Source organism: Arthrobacter castelli DSM 16402 (genome assembly GCF_000430705.1).
Taxonomy (GTDB): Bacteria; Actinomycetota; Actinomycetes; order Actinomycetales; family Micrococcaceae; genus Arthrobacter_C; species Arthrobacter_C castelli.
On the sequence record NZ_AUMN01000030.1, the window covers coordinates 1 to 21009 of the forward strand.

The 21009-nt window shown below is 63.8% G+C and carries 16 protein-coding genes, 1 tRNA gene and 1 pseudogene; 9 read left to right on the plus strand and 9 right to left on the minus strand.

Features of this window, described 5'->3' with window-relative positions; all coding sequences use genetic code 11:
* Together H535_RS26875 and H535_RS0119860 are read right to left on the minus strand one after the other, a co-directional pair.
* Positions 1 to 578: pseudogene (locus H535_RS26875) on the minus strand (hypothetical protein); the annotation flags it as partial.
* A gap of 149 nt (positions 579 to 727) precedes the next feature.
* Positions 728 to 1732 (minus strand): pirin family protein, encoded by a 1005-nt coding sequence (locus H535_RS0119860; protein WP_026820921.1) that lies wholly within the window; start codon positions 1730 to 1732, stop codon positions 728 to 730.
* Positions 1733 to 1935: 203 nt separating this feature from the next.
* On the opposite strand from H535_RS0119860, the gene H535_RS0119865 reads away from it, so the two are divergent.
* Positions 1936 to 2358 carry a ChaB family protein gene (locus tag H535_RS0119865; protein ID WP_026820922.1) on the plus strand — a complete coding sequence of 141 codons (423 nt, stop codon included), beginning with the start codon at positions 1936 to 1938 and terminating at the stop codon, positions 2356 to 2358.
* Positions 2359 to 2428: 70 nt separating this feature from the next.
* On the opposite strand, the gene H535_RS26880 is transcribed toward H535_RS0119865, so the two are convergent.
* Both H535_RS26880 and H535_RS0119875 read right to left on the minus strand, forming a co-directional pair.
* Positions 2429 to 4927, minus strand: coding sequence for a phosphoketolase family protein (locus H535_RS26880; protein WP_081416838.1), 2499 nt, complete (start codon positions 4925 to 4927; stop codon positions 2429 to 2431).
* Positions 4924 to 7557, minus strand: coding sequence for an ATP-dependent DNA ligase (locus tag H535_RS0119875; protein WP_026820923.1), 2634 nt, complete (start codon positions 7555 to 7557; stop codon positions 4924 to 4926). Before H535_RS0119875 ends, H535_RS26880 begins: the two co-directional genes overlap by 4 nt.
* 86 nt (positions 7558 to 7643) lie before the next feature.
* Between H535_RS0119875 and ku the strand changes: the two genes are divergently transcribed.
* Entirely contained in the window at positions 7644 to 8624 is a 981-nt protein-coding gene (ku, locus tag H535_RS26885) for a non-homologous end joining protein Ku (RefSeq protein WP_035770292.1), read from the plus strand.
* Between the two features lie 3 nt (positions 8625 to 8627).
* Here the strand turns inward: ku and H535_RS0119885 are convergent, their stop codons facing one another.
* From H535_RS0119885 to H535_RS0119895, 3 genes are all read right to left on the minus strand, one after another.
* Complete coding sequence (locus H535_RS0119885; RefSeq protein WP_026820924.1) at positions 8628 to 9560, minus strand: CPBP family intramembrane glutamic endopeptidase; 933 nt, start codon at positions 9558 to 9560, stop codon at positions 8628 to 8630.
* Between the two features lie 14 nt (positions 9561 to 9574).
* Positions 9575 to 10210, minus strand: coding sequence for a hypothetical protein (locus H535_RS0119890; protein WP_026820925.1), 636 nt, complete (start codon positions 10208 to 10210; stop codon positions 9575 to 9577).
* Between the two features lie 101 nt (positions 10211 to 10311).
* A tRNA-Leu gene (locus H535_RS0119895) sits at positions 10312 to 10398 on the minus strand.
* A gap of 305 nt (positions 10399 to 10703) precedes the next feature.
* On the opposite strand from H535_RS0119895, the gene H535_RS0119900 reads away from it, so the two are divergent.
* The 7 genes from H535_RS0119900 to pknB are packed head-to-tail and all read left to right on the plus strand — an operon-like array spanning position 10704 to position 20192.
* Positions 10704 to 11447 (plus strand): FHA domain-containing protein, encoded by a 744-nt coding sequence (locus H535_RS0119900; protein ID WP_026820926.1) that lies wholly within the window; start codon positions 10704 to 10706, stop codon positions 11445 to 11447.
* Positions 11448 to 11455: 8 nt separating this feature from the next.
* Positions 11456 to 11938 (plus strand): FHA domain-containing protein FhaB/FipA, encoded by a 483-nt coding sequence (locus tag H535_RS0119905; RefSeq protein WP_026820927.1) that lies wholly within the window; start codon positions 11456 to 11458, stop codon positions 11936 to 11938.
* A 2-nt stretch (positions 11939 to 11940) separates the two neighbouring features.
* Positions 11941 to 13521: a protein phosphatase 2C domain-containing protein gene (locus tag H535_RS26890; protein WP_245580396.1), complete on the plus strand. Its 1581-nt coding sequence runs from the start codon at positions 11941 to 11943 to the stop codon at positions 13519 to 13521.
* Positions 13518 to 14951, plus strand: coding sequence for an FtsW/RodA/SpoVE family cell cycle protein (locus H535_RS0119915; protein WP_026820928.1), 1434 nt, complete (start codon positions 13518 to 13520; stop codon positions 14949 to 14951). The genes H535_RS26890 and H535_RS0119915 overlap by 4 nt, the downstream gene beginning before the upstream one ends.
* A complete protein-coding gene (locus H535_RS0119920) occupies positions 14948 to 16384 on the plus strand; it encodes a peptidoglycan D,D-transpeptidase FtsI family protein (RefSeq protein ID WP_026820929.1) in 1437 nt (478 codons plus the stop codon). Before H535_RS0119915 ends, H535_RS0119920 begins: the two co-directional genes overlap by 4 nt.
* Positions 16381 to 18129 (plus strand): protein kinase domain-containing protein, encoded by a 1749-nt coding sequence (locus H535_RS26895; RefSeq protein ID WP_081416839.1) that lies wholly within the window; start codon positions 16381 to 16383, stop codon positions 18127 to 18129. The genes H535_RS0119920 and H535_RS26895 overlap by 4 nt, the downstream gene beginning before the upstream one ends.
* A 17-nt stretch (positions 18130 to 18146) precedes the next feature.
* Positions 18147 to 20192, plus strand: a complete 2046-nt coding sequence (pknB, locus tag H535_RS26900) for a Stk1 family PASTA domain-containing Ser/Thr kinase (protein ID WP_051299591.1) — start codon at positions 18147 to 18149, stop codon at positions 20190 to 20192.
* On the opposite strand, the gene H535_RS0119935 is transcribed toward pknB, so the two are convergent.
* Entirely contained in the window at positions 20189 to 20833 is a 645-nt protein-coding gene (locus tag H535_RS0119935; RefSeq protein WP_026820930.1) for an anthranilate synthase component II, read from the minus strand. The genes pknB and H535_RS0119935 overlap by 4 nt on opposite strands.
* On the minus strand, positions 20830 to 21000 hold the full coding sequence (locus H535_RS29500) for a hypothetical protein (RefSeq protein ID WP_026820931.1): 171 nt from the start codon (positions 20998 to 21000) through the stop codon (positions 20830 to 20832). Before H535_RS29500 ends, H535_RS0119935 begins: the two co-directional genes overlap by 4 nt.
* Positions 21001 to 21009: the final 9 nt, after the last annotated feature.

Below are 21009 nucleotides of genomic sequence, written 5' to 3' on the forward strand. Positions count from 1 at the left end.
TCAGCCTGATCCGGATGCAACACCCCCTGCGCCAGCGCGTCCAACGTGACCGGCAGGCCGGTCGTGAGCAGACGACTGTGCTGGACCAACCGGTCGGTCGCCCGCTTGGACAAATCCAGCACCGTGCCGATCTCCGACTCGGCGACCATCGACGCCAACTGGTCAGCATCCGGACCGGACGGCGGCAACACATCCTGCTCATCGACCCGGTCCCCGGCCGTGGCACACACCCGCGAAACCGCTTTAGCTTTGAGGGCCTCGGCGGCCGAGACAAGCTTGGACGCCTCGTCCAGCAGATTCACCGCCTGCCGATAATCCAACGCCTCAGGATCCAGGCGGGTCAGCCCGTTGATAATGCCCCTGGCCAGCACCGCCTTGTCCTTAAACCCCGCGCCACGAACCACGTCACGTTCCAAAAACAACGTCACCAACAACGGTTCAAACACCGACTCACCACCAGCACCCGCGCCACCAGCACCAGCACCCGGCCGGCCACCGCCGTCGTCGTCAAAGGCACTGCGGCCCTTGGCACCCGGCCGGCCACCACCGTCGTCGTCAACACCCACTCGAACCGTCATAAAAATAGTCAACCACCGACCACTGACATTATTAGAAGATTTCGACGGCTTTAGATAACTAAATGATAACGAATCCCTGAACTCGCATCCGTTTTGCGGGCCGAAGTCTCCAGGCAACAGGCAACCTGGCAACCAGCCAGCCCACCCGTTCAGCCTCTCAGCCGCATTCGCGCGTTCGGAAGTGCAGGAGCAGGCAGCGGGGAAGGTTGGTCGGCCGGGAAAGACCCGAATCGCGGCGCCGTATCAGTTGCAGGCTTTCGACCCGCCGCGTCTGCATCATCAACGCCGATTTCCTGTTGCCATTGGGCCCGGTATTCGACGATTTCCTCATGGCTGCGTCCAACAAAGTTCCACCACATGACAATTTGCTCGCCGAGCGGTTCTCCACCAATCAGCAGCGCACACACTGGTTCGGACCCGGCCTTCAGCGATACCCGGCCACTCCCCACAGGCAAGTACGCCAAGTGATCCGCCGCAAGATCATGGCCATTGACCTGAAGCTCCCCTGCATCCAGCAAAACACCGTGCTCGAAGGCGGCATTGATGTCGAGATCCACTTCAGCTCCGGCGTCGACCAGGATTTCCGCACCCAACAAAGCAGTATGGGTGGCCACGGGAGAAGTGCTCCCGGCCAGGGAACCCAGGAACACCCGCACGGTCCAACCGTCTCCGTCGATGGGTTCCGGACCGTAGTGCTCAAAGCCGGGATCCTTATGTCGGGCCTGCTCCGGCAGCGCTATCCACAACTGCGCACCGTGCAGAATTTGTGTCTGTTCCGTGGAAAACTCTGAATGGCTGATGCCATATCCCGCAGTCATCAGGTTCAATTCACCTGGCCGAACGATGGCGTGATAACCCGCGGTATCCCGGTGCTCGACTTCACCCGTAAACAGCCAGCTCACGGTCTGCAGCCCGGTGTGCGGATGCCGTGGCACTTTCATCCCGCCGGAATCAGCCACCTGGTCCGGCCCGTAATGGTCCAGGAAGCACCACGCGCCAATCAAGCTCTTCTGCCGTTGCGGCAACGTCCTGCGCACATTCATCGCTCTTGGGCCGCCGAGCGGGACATCGCGCGGGACGAGGATTTCGACGTCGGATGTCGGCTCTGCAGCTCCGCACAACATTTCGCTGGGTACGAGCTCGGTATTGCTCATGGCTAAAGCCTACGCCGAGGCACCCACAGAATGCCCGCCGGGCCGGATGACCACGGCCGCCCGCCGGGCCAGATGTCCATAGCCGACCGCAGGGCCAGACGCCGGGGCGCGGCGGTCGGAGAAGCGCAACCCTTGCAGCATAATAAGTAAGCTTATAACCTTGAGGGAGTCCGACGTCGGCCGGAACGGAAGGAGTAGCTCAGATGCCTAAGACCGACAAGAACGGCAACGTTAAGGTGGACGAACTGCCGAGCACTCTGCAGCGCTCGGATAAGAAGGCCCAGGAAACTTTCGCCAAGGCGCTGGATTCGGCCGAAGAACAGTACGGCGACGAGGAGCGGGCCCACCGAGTGGCGTACGACGCCTTGAAACATACGCATGAAAAGGTCGGCGACCATTGGGAGCCGAAGGACGAGAGTGGGCCCTCCGACGAGCAGGCCGAAGGCGGCAAGAACACCTCCAGGGACACCGCCGGCGGCGTGGATGCCAATGCGTCCAAGGAACATCTATACGATTTGGCTCAGGAGATGGACATTCCGGACCGGTCCAATATGGACAAGGACGAACTGGTTGAGGCTCTGCAGAGGGCCAACGAGCGTGAAACCCGCGAGGCGCGCGAAGACTGAGGGAACAGGCCGACCGCGGCGACTGAAGAATACAGCACCGCAGCAATTAAGCGAACCAGTCGGCGTGAACCTATGTCGCTGCATCGCCGCCTAACGTCCAGGCCGTGACTTCGTCCGCGTCCTCGCCATAAGTCCTGGTGTGCTGCCAGGCCTTCAGCCTCCGGTCCTGCAATTGTTGACGTGCGCCGATTTCCCGCGCTGCCATTCCCGGGATCTGGTCGATGGCGTCGATCGCCAACTGGTACCGGTCAATCCGGTTGAGCATTGCCATGTCGAACGGCGTCGTGGTGGTCCCTTCTTCGATATATCCGCGCACGTGCAGGTTCGGGTGGTTGGTCCGCCGGTAGGTCAGCCGGTGTATCAGCCACGGGTACCCGTGGTAGGCGAAGATCACCGGTTTGGAGGAGGTGAACAACCCGTCAAAGTCGCGGTGCGACAACCCGTGCGGGTGCTCCTTCTCGTCCTGCAGCCGCATCAGGTCGACGACGTTAATCACCCGCACCTTCAACGCCGGCACCGATTCGTGCAGCAGCTGGGCGGCCGCGACCGCTTCCACCGTCGGCACGTCACCGGCGCAACCGAGGACGACGTCGGGCTCCTCACCGGATATTTCGTGGCCGGCAAAGTCCCACACGCCGATTCCGCGGGCGCAGTGCAGTTTCGCTTCCTCCGGGGCCATCCAGGTCAGCGCCGGCTGCTTGCCGGCGACGATGACGTTCACGTGGTCCCGCGAGCGCAGGCAGTGGTCGGCGACGGCCAGCAGGGTGTTCGCGTCCGGCGGGAGGTAAACCCGCACCACCTCCGCCTTCTTATTCACCACATGGTCGATAAAACCCGGATCCTGGTGGGAGAACCCGTTGTGGTCCTGCTGCCAGACGTGGGAGGAGAGCAGGTAGTTTAGCGAAGCGATCGGCTGCCGCCAGGGCAGCTGCTGATGCACCTTGAGCCATTTCGCATGCTGGTTGAACATCGAATCGACGATGTGCACAAACGCTTCGTAGCAGTTGAAAATCCCATGCCGCCCGGTCAGCAGGTAGCCTTCCAGCCACCCCTGGCAGAGATGCTCGCTGAGCACCTCCATCACCCGGCCGGACCGCGCCAAGTGCTCGTCGGCGTCGTCCGTTCCGGCTTCCCAGACCTTGTCTGTAGCGCTATAGACCTCCTGCAGCCGATTGGATGCAGTCTCATCCGGGCCCATCATCCGGAAATTGGTGGGATTAAGCTCGACGACGGCGGCCAGCCATGTGCCCAGGTTCACCATGGCGCTGATCCGCTCACGGCCGGGAGCGGCGACGTCGACGGCATGCCTTTCGAAGGAGGGCATCGTCAGGTCCCGCAGGATGCGGCCGCCGTTGGCGTACGGCGTCGCGCTCATCCGCAAGTCGCCGGGCGGAGCCTGCGATGCGATCTCACTCCGAAGCGCACCCTCAGCCGTGAAGAGCTCATCCGGTTTATAGGACTGCAGCCACCGTTCCAGCTGGGCCAGGTGCTCCGAATTCTCGTGCAGTCCGGACAGCGGCACCTGGTGTGACCGCCAGGTCCCTTCCACCTGCTTGCCGTCCACCTCTTCGGGGCCGGTCCAGCCCTTCGGCGAGCGCAGGATGATCATCGGCCAGCCCGGTGTGCCGTGCGTGTCCGGCTCATCGTCGTGTGCTGCGGTCCCGTCCGAACCAACTGTCCAGTGGTGGCCACCGGTATCGTGGCGCCGGTCCTGCTGGATTCGGTGGATATCGTCGACGCAGCTGTCCAGCGTCGCAGCGAAGTCCTGGTGCGCCGCCATCACGTCGTCGGGGTCGGTGACGGTGACGAAATGCGGCCGGTATCCGTAGCCTTCCATCAGCTTGGCCAGCCGTTCATCCGGCATCCGGGCCAGCACAGTGGGATTGGCGATCTTGTATCCGTTCAGATGCAGGATCGGCAGCACAGCGCCATCGTGGACCGGATCCAGGAACGCGTTGGAGTGCCAGCTGCCGGCCAGTGGGCCGGTTTCGGCCTCCCCGTCGCCGATCACGCAGGCGGCGATCAACTCCGGATGGTCGAACACCGCCCCGTACGCGTGGGCCAGCGAATAGCCCAGCTCGCCGCCCTCATTAATTGATCCCGGGGTTTCCGGTGCCGCGTGGCTGGGCACGCCGCCGGGATAGGAGAACTGTTTGAACAGTTCGGCCAACCCGGCTTCGTCCTGTCCCACATGGGAGTAGATCTGCGAATAGGTCCCCTCCAGCCAGGCGTTGGCGAGGTTGGCCGGACCGCCGTGGCCCGGCCCGGTGATGAACAGCATCTGCTGCTGCCGCCGGGCGATCAACCGGTTCAAGTGCGCATAGATGAAGTTCAGCCCCGGCGTCGTGCCCCAGTGGCCCAGCAACCGGCTCTTGACGTCGGACGCCTCCAGCGGTCGGCGCAACAGCGGGTTGTCCCGCAGGTAAATCTGTCCCACCGACAGGTAGTTCGCCGCCCGCCACCAGGCATGCAGTACGTCCAATGTAGGGCCGCCGGCCCGATCCCCGGCCGATTCTGTGGGTCCCGTTGGATCAGCTGGACCCGTGTTCGCCTGATCCTCAGTAGTCATTCCGTCACCTGCTCCTCGAGGTCCACTTCTTCGGGTTCCTTGTCCGGCCGCCATCCTCTCCACGCCGGTTGGCGCAGCCTGCCCGACGACGTCTGCTCGGCATAGCGGACCTCCCCCACCAGCTTGGGGGTGACCCAGTGCGCATCCGATACGTCCGGTTTGGGGACCTCATCGAAGGGACTGGTTTTCCTTTCCAGCTTCTGCAGCTTCACCGTCAACGCGTCCAGTTCCTGTTCGCTGAAACCGGTGCCGACCCGCCCCACATAGTGCAGGCCGTCGCCGTCGGGGATCCCCATCAGCAGCGAACCGATCTGCTTGGCGCGGCTGCCCTTGCCCGGCCGCCAGCCGCCTATCACCACTTCCTGGGTGAGCTGGTTCTTGATCTTGATCCAGCTGGCGCTGCGCCGGCCCGAGGAGTACGTCGAGGAATACTTCTTGCCCATGATTCCCTCCAATCCCAGCTGTCGGCTGGAGTCGAGCGCGTCGGCGGCCGAAGCTTCAACGGCGGGCGGAACGTGGATGTGGCCGGTGCTGGAGCGGGTGGAAGGGCCGCTGGAAGGGCCACCGGACGGGTTCCCGGAGGGCTCTGGCAGGACGACGTCGAGTGCCTGCCTCCGGTCGCGATAACTTTCCTTCAGCAGCGAGGTGCCGTTGAAATAGAGCAGGTCGAAGACCATGAATTCCACGCGGGTCTTCTTCGCCTCCCGTTCGACGTCGGATGTGCGACTCAGCTGCATCCGCGTCTGCAGCAGCCCGAAGTCCGGCCGTCCGGCCGTGTTCAGGGCGACGATTTCGCCGTCGAACACGGCCGTGTTGTTGCCCAGCAGGTCCGCCAACTCCTCCAGCTCCGGATAGGACACCGTCAGGTCGTTGCCGTTGCGGCTGGTCAGGCTGAGCTTGCCTTGATAAACGGTGGCGATGGCGCGGATGCCGTCCCATTTCATTTCGAAGGCCCACTCGTCCTCATCGGCGATATCTTCGACTCTCCCTTGTTTCGCCATCATGGGCACGACGTCGGGTGGTTGCTTTCCGGGGTCATCGCCGGGCAGGTCGGTGTTGTCCGGTCCGGCACCGGATTCGGAAGGCTGGGACTTCTTGTTCCGGCCGGTACCGGATTCGGAAGGCTGGTCCTTCTTGTTCCGGCCGGCGCCGGATTCGGAAGGCTGGTCCTTCATCAGGTGGATGAGCCAGTTATTCTTCGCATCGTCCCCTCCTCCCGTGTTGATCAGCGCATACTTGCGAGGGCCGCCGAGTCCGCCGTCGGACTGGCCGTAGAGCGTGACGATGACCTCCTTGTCGTCACGCCATTTCTCCAGCTCATAGGTGCCGGCGTCCCAAATCGAGACGTCCCCGCCGCCGTACTCCCCCTTGGGAATCGTTCCCTCGAAGCTGCCGTATTCAATCGGGTGGTCCTCGGTCTGCACGGCCAGATGGTTCTTCTTCACATCGGCCGGCACACCCTTGGGAAGCGCCCACGAAACCAGCACGCCGTCCCGCTCCAGCCGGAAGTCCCAGTGCAGCCGCCGGGCGTGATGCTCCTGGATGACAAAGGTGCGACCCGCCTCCGCGCGAGCCACCTCGTCCGGCACCGGCTCCGGGGTCTTCTCCGGGTCCCGCATGCTCCGGTACGTGGTCAGCCGGTCGTATGTCCAGGCCGCAGGCGATTTCTCCGCTTCGGGCTTTTCCCCTGCCGGCACGTTGGCCCGGCGTGGGGCTTTCCCGCCGACAGACCCGGCGGACAGCGCCGCCAATGGGTCCTCGCCGGTCTCCATCCGTTCCAGCACTTGCTTATAGTCCAGGTTCTGCAGGCCTTCGCCGTCCAGTTCCTCCCACGTCCTGGGGGCGGCGACCATGGGATGCAGCCTCCCGCGCAGCGAATAGGGAGTAATAGTGGTCTTCGCAGCATTGTTCTGGCTCCAGTCGACAAGCACCTTGCCCCTGCGCAGCGTCTTCTTCATGTCGCTGACAATCAAGTCGGGGTGGTCGGCCTCCAAAGCGCGGGCCAGTTCATGTGCGACGGCGGAGATGTCTTGAGACGATTGGCCGGGCTTCAGCCCCGTGTACAGGTGGATACCCTTGGAGCCACTGGTGACCGGCATCGGCTCCAGTCCCATGTCCTGCAGTATCGCCCGCGCCAGACTGGCCACTTCGGCGCATTCGACCAGCCCGGCCCCTTCTCCCGGATCCAGGTCGAGAACCATCCGGTCCGGCCTGCCACGGCCGCCGCCGTCGTCGTCGAACTTCCATTGCGGCACATGCAGTTCCAACGCTGCCATCTGCGCCAGCCAGGTCAGGGTCGCCTGGTCGTTGACCAGCGGGTAGCAGTTGGTGCTCGTCTTGTGCGTCATGGACTGCCGGGGCACCCAGTCGGGGGTCGACTTTTCCTCCAGGTTCTTCTGGAAGAAGACCTCCCCGGGCTCCTCGGCCGTGCCGACGCCGTTGACCCACCGCTTTTGGGTGACCGCCCGGTGGGCAGCGTGGGGAATCAGCCACCTGCCGATCTGTCCGTAGTAGTAGAGCACGTCGGCCTTGGTGGTGCCCGTTTTCGGATACATCACCTTGTCCAGGCTGGTGAGCCTGATCCGGCGGCCTTCGACGGTGACCACCTGTCGGTTGTCAGTTTTAGCCATGCTGAAATCTCCAAATGTCGCCGGACCTCTAGCCTAGTAAGCACCCTTGGTGTTGACTAGAGCCATGCGAGGTGTTCACTAGAGGTATGCGAGCCATCTGGAAGGGCGCGATAGCCTTTGGGCTGGTCAATGTCCCGGTGAAGGTTTACAGCGCCACCGAAAGCCACGATATCCGCCTGCATCAGGTCCATGACAAGGACGGCGGCCGGATCCGCTACCAGCGACGCTGCGAGGTCTGCGGCGAAACGGTCGAGTACGAGCACATCGACAAGGCGTACGACGACGGCGACCGCACCGTGGTGCTCACCGACGAGGACTTCGACTCGCTGCCGGTGGAGAAGAGCCGGGAGATCGACGTCGTCGAATTCGTCCCCAGCGACCAGGTGGATTCGCTGATGTTCGACAGGGCCTATTACCTGGAGCCGGATTCCAAGTCCAGCAAGGCCTATGTGCTGCTGCGCCGGACGCTGGAGCAGACGGACCGCACGGCGATCGTGAAATTCACGCTGCGGCAGAAGAGCAGGCTTGCGGCGCTGCGGGTCCGTGACGAGGTGCTGGTGGTCCAGACCCTGCTGTGGGAGGACGAGGTGCGCGAGGCGTCGTTCCCGTCGCTGGACGAGAAGGTGAAGATCTCCGACAAGGAATTGCAGATGTCGTCGGCCCTGGTGGACTCGTTCTCCAGCGACTTCACGCCCGAGGACTACAACGACGAGTACCAGGAGCAGCTGCAGGAGCTGGTCGAGGCCAAGCTTGAAAAGGGCGAGGGCTTCGACACCGAGGAGACGTTCGGTGAGACCGGCGAGAAGGAAGAAGAGGGCGCGAAGGTGCTGGACCTGATGGAGGCACTGCGCCGCAGCGTGGAGAAGAACCGGGACGCGGGAACAATAGCTGAAGAGGAAGGAGAGGAAGACAAAGGGGAACCGTCCGAATCCGGGCCCTCCCCGTCCGGCACGTCGAAATCCCGCTCATCCACGTCATCAGGGGAGTCCGGGTCCACGTCCGGCACGGGCACGAAGTCGAAGAGCCGCAGCACCAAGAGCAAGTCGGGACAGAAGAAGGGCGCGTGATGCTCAACCGATATTGAGCACCAGCGCCAGCACCATGGCGATGCCGTTAAAGGCCATATGCGTCACGATGGCCGGGCCCAACCGTCCGGTCAGCACCGTCAACGTGGCACAGACAATGCCCATCACAAAGATGGACACCAGCAGGATGACGGTGGAATAGAGGTCCGGGACGGAACCGGCGTGCACCAGTGAGAAGACCACCGCACTGATGAGCACGGCCGCCGTCGACGCTGCCTTCAGGGAACGGCCCGGGACAGCCTGGCGGATCCGGGACGGCACCGCGTTCATCGGCGGCGCAGCGACCGGGGCCGACGCCGGCATTGGCTTCTGCCGGCGCAACCACCAGGCATTCTGCACCGCGCGGAGGATGAACCCGCGGAAGAACAACTCCTCGAGCACAGGCGCAATCAACACGCCGCCGATGAACGCATTAATGATCAACCAGAGGGTATCGCCGGTGAGGAACACACCGATGTTCGTCGTCGGCATGTGCCCGTCCGGCGGCGGCCACAGAAACACCAGCAGCGCAGTCAGCCCGAGGATCATCAACCGGGCGACAATTCCGCAGCCGATTCCAATCGCGATGTCGATCCATTTGAAGCGCAGTCCGAAGTCCTTGGCCAACGAACCGTAACCGCGCAGCCTCGACACCAGCAGGCAGACGCCCAGAATCGTCACCCACACCACCACCAGCGAGAGCAGTATCAGCGGCGGAGTCAGTTGGCCACCGCCCAGCACGGCAACCAGCACTCCGCCGGCGAGCGGTACGAGCATAAATGCCAGCAGCCCCAGAGCAGCATCGGGCAAACCCCAGGCCGGCCGCGTGATGCCGTCGGCAGCGCCCGTCTGGACAGGATTGGCAAGCCTCAGTGTCCGGTCGCTGCGGTGGCGTGACCTGGACGGCTGATTGACCGGGTCGGGGAAGGGACTGCTCATAAGGCGAAATTACACTACAGACGCTCGTCCCCGGCGTGCCGGGGGCCTGGCCGCAGCAGCCGCGTGTACTTTCCGAGCAGCTGTTGCAGCACATCGATGGCGGCGTCGACGTCGGCATCGGCGGGGGCTGCGGCGTCCGGATCGAGCTGGGCATGGGTGACGTACTGGTCCACATACCGTTTAATACCGTTGCAGGAGGATTCCAGGGTCCTGAGGTCGGATCGGGGCACCTCCGAGTCGAGATGCCCCAGCAGCCGCTTGAAGGACCCGGCCCGCCGATCGCCGTCGACCATTCTCCGGACGCCGAGGGCTTGGCTGCGGAAGTATAGGTGCCCGATCCAGGCGGAACCGGAACCACCGGAGACGGTGGGCTTGGACACGGTACGGCCGGACACAGTCGGGCTGCTGCAAGCGCTGGCGTCGGACACGGTGGGTCCGGCATCGCAGGCGCTGAGTAACGCACGCCAGGCCTGCCGGTGCTCCTCGAGTTGCCGCACTTCCGCCTCGATACGATCAAGCAGCACAAACCAGTCGGCGGGCGGGTCCGGTGGCGGCGTGTCCACCGGGTGCTGGTTTGTATCGGGTAGCGGTCCCCGGTCCCACTGCGATTCCGGGTGTCCCGGCTCCGGGTGCGCGGCATCGTTGGCCATGCACCCATGTTTCCAGACCCGGTTCGTGCAACGGGGCACAACGGCCTGCACATGGAAAATGCCCCGATCCGAAGACCGGAGCACCTGCCATTTGCACTCGCTGGTGCGCGAGGGGGGACTTGAACCCCCACGTCCTTGCGGACACTGGCACCTGAAGCCAGCGCGTCTGCCTATTCCGCCACTCGCGCATCGGACCGCCACAAACCTTCGTGACAGCGCAATCCAGCATAACCGATCCGTGCCTCACATGCATAAACGGCCATAACCCTTAGTCTGTGTGAGATGAGTCAACACCCGGGCAGTGGAAGAACAAATCAGGGTTGCGATTCGTTAGCGTTTAAGGTCAATTGTCACTGACGCAAGTAGTATCTGTAAGAGTCAGGCGTGGCAAGGGCCCGCTTGAAGTATTGGTATGCCGGTCTCCGGCGGCCGCTGCTTGATTGCAGGCAGCGCGGCGCCGGGCACGATTCGATCACCGTGAGGAGGGAGCGCAATGGGCCTGTTGGACAACGTGGAACGCGGCATTGAGCGGGTCGTCCGCGGGGCCTTCTCACATGGTGCCAAGGCCGAGGTTCAGCCGGTGGAGATCGCCAGTCGGTTGCGGCGCGAACTCGACAACAAGGCGATGACGGTCGATGCCGGCAGAACGCTGGCGCCCAACATTTTCGATACCAGGCTCAGCGGCCCGGATTTCGAGCGTGCCCAAGAGTGGGGTTCGTCACTGGCCGAGGAGCTGTGCGACGTCGTCATCCGCCACGTGAACAGCCAGAATTACACCGTGCAGGGGCCCGTCCGCGTCTCTTTCACGCGCGACACCGACCTCAAAGCCGGCGTCTTCGAGATCAAGTCACGGACCGAGAAATCCGGTGGCAGCCCGGCCCAGTCGGCGCCCCGGCAGCAGCGCCCCAACGCGCCGGCGCGCCAGCCCACCCAGTTGCAGCCGGTGCTCGATATGAATGGGCAGCGGTATTCGCTCAATGCTGCCTCCATCATCCTCGGCCGCTCTTCCGAGGCCGACATCATGGTCGACGACACAGGTGTGTCCCGGCAGCACCTCGAAATCCGCAGCGAAAGCGGGCGCACACGGGCTGTGGACCTTGGCTCGACGAACGGCAGTTACGTCAACGGCCAGCGGATCGACGGCGAAGTGGACCTGACGGACGGCGCCACCATTTCCATGGGCCGCACCAAGCTCAGGTTCCGCCTGCTGCCGGCGCGGAGTGGGGGACGCGGGTGAGCCCGGAAATCAGCGAACTAACCATCACGGCCCTGCGTTTCGGCTTCCTGCTCCTGTTATGGGTGCTGATCTTCAGCATCGTCACGGCTCTGCGGCGGGACCTGGCCGTTGGCAGGCGCACCCGCACCGGGGCTCCCACGGCGCGGCAGGCGCGTAAACATCCGGAGGTCGCGGCTCCCGCCCCGCAGTCCGGCCGGCGTCCGTTGCGTGAACTGGTGGTCATCGAAGGCCCGCTGCAGGGCACGACCGTCGAACTTGCATCCAGCCCGATTCTGCTCGGCCGTGCCCAGGAATCCACGCTGGTGCTCGACGACGATTACGCATCCGGCCGCCACGCGCGGCTCTTCCCCCAAGGCAGCCGCTGGTTCATCGAAGACCTCGGCTCCACCAACGGCACCTATCTGGCCGATACACAACTGACCCGTGCCGCGCCCGTAGAGCCGGGAGTCCCTGTCCGCATCGGTAAGACAGTCATCGAGTTGAGGCCCTGACCGTGGCCAAGATCCTGCGCTTCGCAGCGCGATCGGATGTGGGCAGGGTCAGGTCCAAGAATGACGACTCTGCCTACGCCGGCCACCACCTCGCCGTCGTCGCCGATGGCATGGGCGGTCATGCCGGGGGCAATATTGCCTCGGCATCGACGGTGCTGGAAATGATCCACTTGGATGAGGATGGCTACCAAGGTGACGAAGCAGGCACTGCCCTGGCGGACGAGATCCAGACCGCCAATTCCCTGCTCGCCGACCTGGTGCGGAGCAGCCCCGCGCTGGCAGGCATGGGAACCACCGTCACGGCCATGCTGTTGTCCGGGGACAAGCTGCACTTTGCCCACATCGGCGACTCCCGGGCCTATCGGCTCAAAGACGGCGTGTTTGAACAGATCAGCGTGGACCACACGTTCGTGCAGCGGCTGATCGATGAAGGGCGCCTCCGGCCGAAAGACGCCGAGAGCCACCCCCACAAGAATGTTCTGATGCGGGTGCTCGGCGATGTGGACGCCAGCCCCGAACTAGACCTGGCCACCTTCGACGCCGACATTGGCGAACGGTGGCTGCTCTGCTCCGACGGACTGAACGCGGTGGTCGATGAGCGCACCATTGAGCAGTTCGTCCGTGCATATTCCGACCCGCAGGAATGTGCAGACCGGCTGGTGGAGGTCACCCTCGATGGCGGATCACCGGATAACGTCACAGTTGTCCTCGCCGACATCGTGCACAAGACTCCGGACGACGTCGCCACCCGCAGCCTGACCGTCATCGATTCCGGTTCAACAACCTCCCCAACCGCTGCTGACACGTCGGCGGCACGGCCCGACGGCGGCACGGACGCGGCCGGCGACGCTGAGTCGGAAGAACCGGACAACCCGGACCACCTCAATGCCGAGGTACTGCGACGGGAACTGGCCAACCGACAGCATGTGCTCGTTGGGTCGGCGGCGAGTGCCGCTGCCACCGGGCAGATTCCCAAGGTCGCCGAACGGTCGGCCACCCGCTCCGCCCAGCGGCGGGCGGCCATGCTGTTGACCCACAAGTCGCCGGAGACAGCCGAAGAAGTCGAAGGGGCAGAGCTTGAACGACGTCCCCGGGGTCGAAAACTGCTGGCCGTCGCGCTGGCCGCCGCCGTCGTCGTCATTGTGGCTGCCGGGCTGTGGGCGGGCTATGCCTGGACCCAGACGCGCTACTACGTGGGTCAATTTGAGGGCCATGTTGCCGTCTACCGCGGTATTTCCCAGGATCTGGGGCCAATTTCCCTCTCCACCCTGCGCAGCAAAACGGTGATCGAGGTGGAGTCCCTGCCGCAATATGCCCAGCAGCGGTTGGAACGGACCTTGCCGGCCGAAGACATCAATGAAGCGTTCCGCATCGTCCGTGACCTGCAGTTCCCGCGCCCCGATTCGTCGACTTCCGGACCCGGAGCCACACCATCGGAATCTGCCTCCCCGACCGGAGGACCGACCGAGGAACCCACCGATAATGCATCCACAGAACCCACCGGCGACCCGACGTCGGGAGCCTCGCCCACCGGGTCCGGACCGGAACCAACTGCCACCAACGAGGCCGGAGGTGGCTCATGAGCCAAATGATGACCGCAACCAAGCCACGACGCAATATCGAACTGCTCCTGCTGCTGCTGGCCCTCGTCACGGGCATCGGCGCAAACATGCTGGTCGGGCTGGAAGCAGACCAGCCCTTCAACGATGATTTCTTTATCCAGGCCGGTACGCTGACCGGAATCGTGCTTGCCGTGCACATCGTGCTGCGCTTCCGGGCAAAATATGCCGATCCGGTAATACTTCCGATTGTGACGGCGTTGAACGGTATCGGGCTGGCAATGATCCACCGTATCGATTTGGCCACCGGCCAATCCGCTGCCGCCAGCCAGCTGCTGTGGAGCGCTGTCGCCATCATCGCCGCCATTGCGGTGCTGCTGGTGATCAAGGATCATCGGATCCTGCGCCGGTTCACCTACATTTCCCTGGCCGTCAGTGCCTTGCTGTTGGTCCTGCCCCTGGTGCCCGGCCTGGGAACGCAGATCAACGGTGCCCAGATCTGGATCATGGTTGCCGGATATTCATTCCAGCCCGGCGAGGTCGCGAAGATCACGCTGGCTATATTCTTCGCCGGTTACTTATCCACCAACCGGGACCTGATCCTGCTGGCCGGAAAGAAGGTCGGGCCGCTGCAATTTCCGCGGGTCGCGGACCTGGGCCCGATGCTGGCCGCCTGGCTGGTGAGCATCGGGGTGCTCGTCTTCCAACGCGACCTCGGCTCGTCCGTCCTCTACTTCGGGCTGTTCATGGCCATGATCTATGTGGCGACCAGCCGTGTCAGTTGGGTACTGATCGGTCTGGGCCTGACCGCCGTCGGCGGATTCGTGGCGATGCAACTGTTTTCACACGTCGCGCTGCGCATCGACAGCTGGATCAATGCCTTCGATCCGGAGGTCTACAACCGCGCACCGGGTGGTTCAGGCCAGATTGTCCAAGGCCTGTTCGGTCTGGCCAGCGGGGGTCTCACCGGCACTGGCCTGGGACAGGGCCGTCCGGACCTGGTCTCCTACGCGAACAGCGATATGATCATCGCCGCCTTCGGTGAGGAGCTGGGACTGATCGGGCTGTCGGCCATCATCATGCTGTACGTGCTGCTGGTGACCCGCGGATTCCGGGCAGCGTTGGGTACCCGCGATGGATTCGGCAAGCTGCTGGCAACCGGCCTGTCCTTCGTGATCGGGCTGCAGTGCTTCGTGGTGATCGGCGGAGTCACCCGGCTGATTCCGCTGACCGGTTTAACGACGCCGTTCATGTCCGCCGGAGGGTCTTCGCTGCTGGCCAACTGGATCATCATTGCGCTGTTGCTGCTGATTTCCGACGCATCCAGACGCCCGGTGGCGCGCGGGCCGCTGCCCGACGACGATCTCACGGCCGCTACCCAGCATCCCGTGGCGGAGACAAGTAAGCAGAATTCGACCAATGGAGCAGCCACCGAGGCGGTGAAGAAACAATGAATCAGGCGATCAGGAATACGTGGGTGATTGCCATCGCCATGTTCGCCCTCGTTCTCGGGGCGGTGACCTACGTACAGTTCTTCGCCGCCGACGAGTTGAAGGCCAACGCCTGGAACAACCGGCAGTTGTACAAGCAATTCGGCAGCGACCGCGGGTCCATTCTGGTGGACGGCAAGCAGATTGCCTTTTCCGAGCCCTCCAATGATCAGTTCAACTACCAGCGGGTGTACGATCCCGGAGGCCTCTATGCTCATCTGACCGGCTATTTCTCCCTGGTCTATGGTGCTACGGCGCTGGAAGACGTGATGGGCGAGGAGCTCTCCGGCGAGGCCAGCGAATTGTTTATTGACCGTGCCATGGCGATGCTTTCGGGCAACCAACCCCGGGGCTACTCGGTCGGGTTGACCATTGACCCGGAGCTGCAGAAAATCGCCCACGATGTGCTGGGCAACCACTCGGGCGCCGTCGTCGTAATGGATCCGGAGAACGGCGACATTCTGGCTATGGCGTCCACGCCCACGTACGACCCCAACAAACTGGCCGGGCATAACACCAGCGAAGTAGTGGAGAACTACGAGCAAATCACCTCCGCGTCGAAGAATCCGCTCTACAACCGGGCAATTGAGGGCGACCTCTACGCTCCCGGGTCGGTGTTCAAGATTATCGACACCGTCGCCGCCTTGGAATCCGACGAGTACAGCCCGGACAGCACCCTGCAGAATCCGCAGCAAATCGACTTTGGCGGTTATTCGCTTCCCAATTACGCCCAGGGTGGCTGTGCCGCGCAGTCCGAAGCGTCGTTCGCCTTTGCGCTCCAACAATCCTGCAACACCCCGTTTGCCAACATCGCACTGGAGCTGGGTGGCGAGCGGATCCAGGCCGAGGCCCAGGAATTCGGCTTCGGCCAGAAGCTGTCCATTCCGCTGCGGGTGACCCCCAGCGTCTTCCCTGACGACTTGGAAGGCGCAGCGCTGGCGCAATCGGCCATCGGTCAGCGGGATGTGCGGACCACGCCGCTGCAGATCGCTATGATGTCGGCCGCGATTGCCAATGACGGAACGATCATGAAGCCGCAGCTGGTCGACACCGTGCGCAGTCCTGATCTGGAACCAGTCAGCTCGCCCGAACCGCAAACATTCTCCACCCCCACGAGCCCCGAGATCGCCAATCAGGTCACGGAGTGGATGGTCGGAGTGGTCGATGAGGGTATCGGCTCGTCGGCGGCGATCCCCGGAGTCGAGGTGGCCGGCAAGACCGGCACCGCCGAACTCGCGGTCCCTGGCCAAAACAACTCCTGGTTCACCGGCTTTGCCCCCGCTGACGACCCCCAGGCCGTAGTGTCCATCGTCGTGTCCGACGTCGACGTGCAAACCGGCGGGCAAATAGTGGGACCAGGTGCCAAGCGACTTCTTGAGGCGGTGTTGAATCAGTGAGACCAACCTCTGGTATCACTCTCGGTGACAGATTCCAGCTGACCGATCGCATAGCGATCGGCGGCATGGGAGAGGTCTGGAAGGCCCAGGACAAGGTGCTGGGCCGCGTGGTTGCCATCAAGATCCTCAAGGAGGAGTACACCGGCGACGACGGGTTCCTGGAGCGCTTTCGGGCCGAGGCCAGGCATACAGCGCTGCTGAACCACCCCGGTATCGCCAATGTCTTTGACTACGGAGAGGAGGCCGGCTCCGCATATCTGGTCATGGAGCTGGTGCCCGGCGTTCCGTTGTCAACGATTATCGATCGTGAACGGGTGCTCTCGCCGGACCGGACATTGTCCATCGTCGGCCAGACTGCGCGCGGGCTTGCCGCCGCCCACGCGCAGGGACTTGTGCACCGGGATATCAAGCCCGGCAACCTGCTGATCACTCCGGATGGCCGGGTGAAGATCACCGACTTCGGTATCGCACGCCTCGCGGACCAGGTTCCACTCACCGCGACCGGGCAGGTCATGGGAACTGCCCAGTACCTGGCGCCGGAACAGGCAACGGGACAAACGGCCACCGGTTCCAGCGACATATATTCGCTTGGGGTTATAGGTTATGAATGCGTCGCCGGATCCCGGCCGTTCTCCGGTGAGTCGCAGGTTGCCATCGCACTGGCACAGGTAAATGATGAACCACCGCAGCTGTCTGAGACGTTGCCGGCCCCGGTTCGTGCGTTGCTGATGTCGATGCTGGCCAAGTCTCCGGAGGACCGCCCCAAAGACGCGAAGTCATTGGCTGACGCGGTGGACGCCATCCGCCGCGGCGACGTGCGGGCCGCCGAAGCTGCAGTGCCGGGCATGCTCCTGTTCGGAGGCTCGCCGGGCGAAGCGGCGACGACCCCGATCAACGAACAGCCGACCGAGGCTACGCCATCGGTGACTGCGCCTGCGACGTCGACCCTTCCCGCCATGGGCCGGGACGAATCCGTGGAAGCCGAGCGGACCTGGGTGGCAGATGACGAGGAGCCGCCCGAAGAGCCCGAGGAGTCCCGACCGCGGCGGCGCAGTCCCTGGACGCTGCCATTGGTGGCGCTGCTGGTGCTGATCCTTTTCGCCGTCGTCGGCTGGCTATTGCTGAGCCCATTGATGGGCGGCGGGGACGATCCAGCGACCAGCCCAAGCAGTTCGCAGTCGGCGACGGAAACGGAAACAGTCAATATTGCCGCCGACGACTACGTGGGCCAACCCTTCGACCAAGTCGCCGCCGAGCTGCGGGGACTGGGTTTCAACGTTGACGGGAACCCTGTGGCATCCGACCAGCCCGCGTCCACGGTGACCGGCGTTTCACCGACAGGATCTTTAGTCCCCTCCGAAACGACCCTCACGGTCACCTACTCCAACGACAAGGTGACAGTGCCCGGCGGGCTCGTTGGCGCCGAGGAACAGGATGCAGTGCAGTCGATTGAGGACGCCGGACTCATAGCGAGCCGGATCGGAGCCGAAAACCACCCGAGCATTCCGGAGGGAAGCGTCATAGAAGTTACCCCGGCGCAGGGCACGCAAGTCGACGAGGGTTCCACCGTGGAATACGTCATCTCCCAAGGTCCTGAGGAGGAGCCAACCACAACCCCGTCACCCGACCCCACTCCCACCACCCCACCGGAGACAACGCCACCGCCGGAATCGACGCCCCCGCCCGAATCCACAACCCCGCCCGAAACGACTGAGCCTGCCCCAACCGAAACCTCCACCCAGTGACCATTGACAGGAGCAACGTGTCCGAGCAACGCGTCCTCGACGGGCGTTACGAAGTAGGTGAACTCATCGGCCGCGGCGGTATGGCCGATGTTCATCTCGGCCGTGACGTCCGGCTTGGCCGTTCAGTGGCCATCAAGCTCTTGCGCCCCGACCTTGCCCGGGACCCCCAGTTCCGGACCCGGTTCCGCAGGGAGGCACAGGCTGTTGCGGGGCTGAATCACCCAAGCATCGTTTCCGTCTATGACACCGGTGACCAGGAGGTGGCGAATGGAATAACAGACGCCGTCACGGTGCCGTTCATTGTCATGGAATACGTGGCCGGCAGGACGTTGCGGGATCTCGAACGTTCCAAGGAAGTCACCATCGGCAATGCCATCGAGCACACGCTCGGCGTGCTCTCCGCCTTGGAATACAGCCACCGTTCCGGCATCGTGCACCGCGATATCAAGCCGGCGAACGTCATCGTCACTCCCGACGAGACGGTTAAGGTGATGGATTTCGGCATCGCCCGCGCGATTGCTGACTCGGCCGCGACGATGACCCAGACCCAGGCCGTGATCGGGACCGCGCAGTATCTCTCACCCGAGCAGGCCCGGGGCGAATCGGTGGACGCGCGCAGCGACCTCTATTCAGCCGCGTGCCTGCTCTACGAAATGCTGACCGGCCGCCCGCCTTTCGTCGGCGAGAGCCCGGTTTCGGTGGCCTACCAGCACGTCCGCGAGATGCCCGAACCGCCGAGCCACTTCAATCCGGAAGTCGGCTCCGCACTGGACAGCGTGATGAACCATGCGCTGGAGAAGGACCGCCAGGAACGGTTCCAGGACGCCGCCGCATTCCGCAGGGCACTTCGGGCAGCCCGCACCGGCGTCGCACTTACCCCGCCCGCCCCTGCGGTGCCGGAAGAGCAGGGCAGGAACACCGAGGCAGTGACCGCGCCCGTGGCAACTGGTGCTGCAGGAGCTGCAGCGGCCGGAGCAACAGCGGCGGCGGATGAAACCCGCACTGAGGCGATGCCCCGCGCCGGCGCATCGGGAGATGCTGACCATCCGCAGACCCGCGCCATGACAGCTGTCGCCACGGCGCAACTGGATATCGACGACGCCGCTGCCGGTGGCTCCGGCACCGATCCTGCCCCAGCTGCCGGCGACGACGACGGTTACGGCGGTCCGATCGATTTCCACGAGGAAGAATACGAACCCCCGCGGAAGCGGAGGCGGGGAGGATGGATCGCCGCCCTGGTCGTCGGGTTGCTGGTGGTGCTGGGAGCAGCCGGGTTCTACCTCTACAGCACTATGACGGCCGAACCGCCTCCTCCGCCGTTGGTGAAGATTCCCGACGTCGCGGACATGACGGAGGCGCAAGCCCTGTCCGCGCTGTACGAAAACGACCTGGATCCGCAGACCGAACGGGTGGAGAACGAATCGGTCGCCAAAGGCATAGCTATCGGCACATCGCCCGAGGCAGCCGCGAAAGTCGAGGAAGGCAGCACCGTTGAGCTGCTGATTTCCACCGGCCCCAACAGCGTCACCATCCCGAAGAAGCTACAAGGCCAGAGTGAGGCATCCGTGCGGGACAGCCTGCAGCAGTTGGGCCTGGTCGGCGGCACCACTGAGTCGGTGGACAGCGCCACCGTACCTGCCGGCCAATTGATCGGGACCAATCCTGAACTGGGCGAATCCGTACCTGCCGAGTCGACGGTGGACCTGATTGTCTCCACGGGAAATGTCACGGTGCCCGCGTTGACCGGCGACCGAATTGAAGACGCCGAAGCCGCTCTTCAGGACCCTGCCATTTCATTGCCCTACTCCACAAACAAGAAGGAAACAGCGGATGCGGCCCCGGGCACGGTTGTCAGCCAGAGCATTCAGGCAGGCACTGCCGTTACCCAGGAGACGGAGATCGTGCTGACCGTGGCGGTTGAACCGGAGGAAGAGCCGGAAACTCAGGAGCCAACCCCGTCACCTTCGCCAAGCCCCTCGTCCTCGTCCTCGCCCTCGTCCTCACCTTCTGCTTCGCCCAGTCCGGATCCGACCGGAACGGCGTCGACGCCGCCCGAAGATTAGTCGGCTGCGGCGATCAACGGGCTGAGGGTGGCCGAGTGCGCCCCGGCGCCGGCCATACCGAGGGACTCCAGCCAGTTGCCCAGCATCTGGTATCCGCCTTCGGTCAGCACCGACTCCGGATGGAACTGGACACCCCACAAGGGCGCGGTCTGATGCGCCAGACCCATCACCACACCGCCCGGGGTGCGCGCCGTCACCTCCAGGATCTCCGGGATACTGTCGCTGACCGCCGCCAGCGAGTGGTACCGGGTGGCAGTGAGCGGGCTCGGCAGCCCGGTAAACACATTTCCGCTGCCGTGCAGGATCTGTGAGGTCTTGCCATGCATCAGCTCCGGCGCATGGGTCACGACGCCGCCATATGCTTCAGCCAGTGCCTGGTGTCCCAGGCAGACGCCGAGCATCGGTTTGCCGGTCTCGCCACAGTGCCGGATCAGCTCGATGCACACACCGGCGCCGGCTGGAGCGCCGGGGCCCGGACTGACCAACACCCCGTCGCGGCCCGAAGCGAGTTCAATCGCTTCAGCGAGCGTGACGTCGTCGTTCCTTACCACTGTGGTTTCGGCACCCAGTTGCTGCAGGTAGCCGACCAGTGTGTAGACGAAGCTGTCGTAGTTGTCGATCACCAGGATTCGGGTAGTCATGGGATGTGCGCGGCACCAATCGTAGAGTCTGTCAGCGGCGTGAACTGTTCCAGCCAGGGAAAAACGAACTGCGCCAGCAGCACCACGGCGGCCGCCAGCAACAGCACGGACAACACGATCCGCATCCACAGCGGTCCCGGCAGGTGGCGGAACATCCATCCGTACATCTAATTATC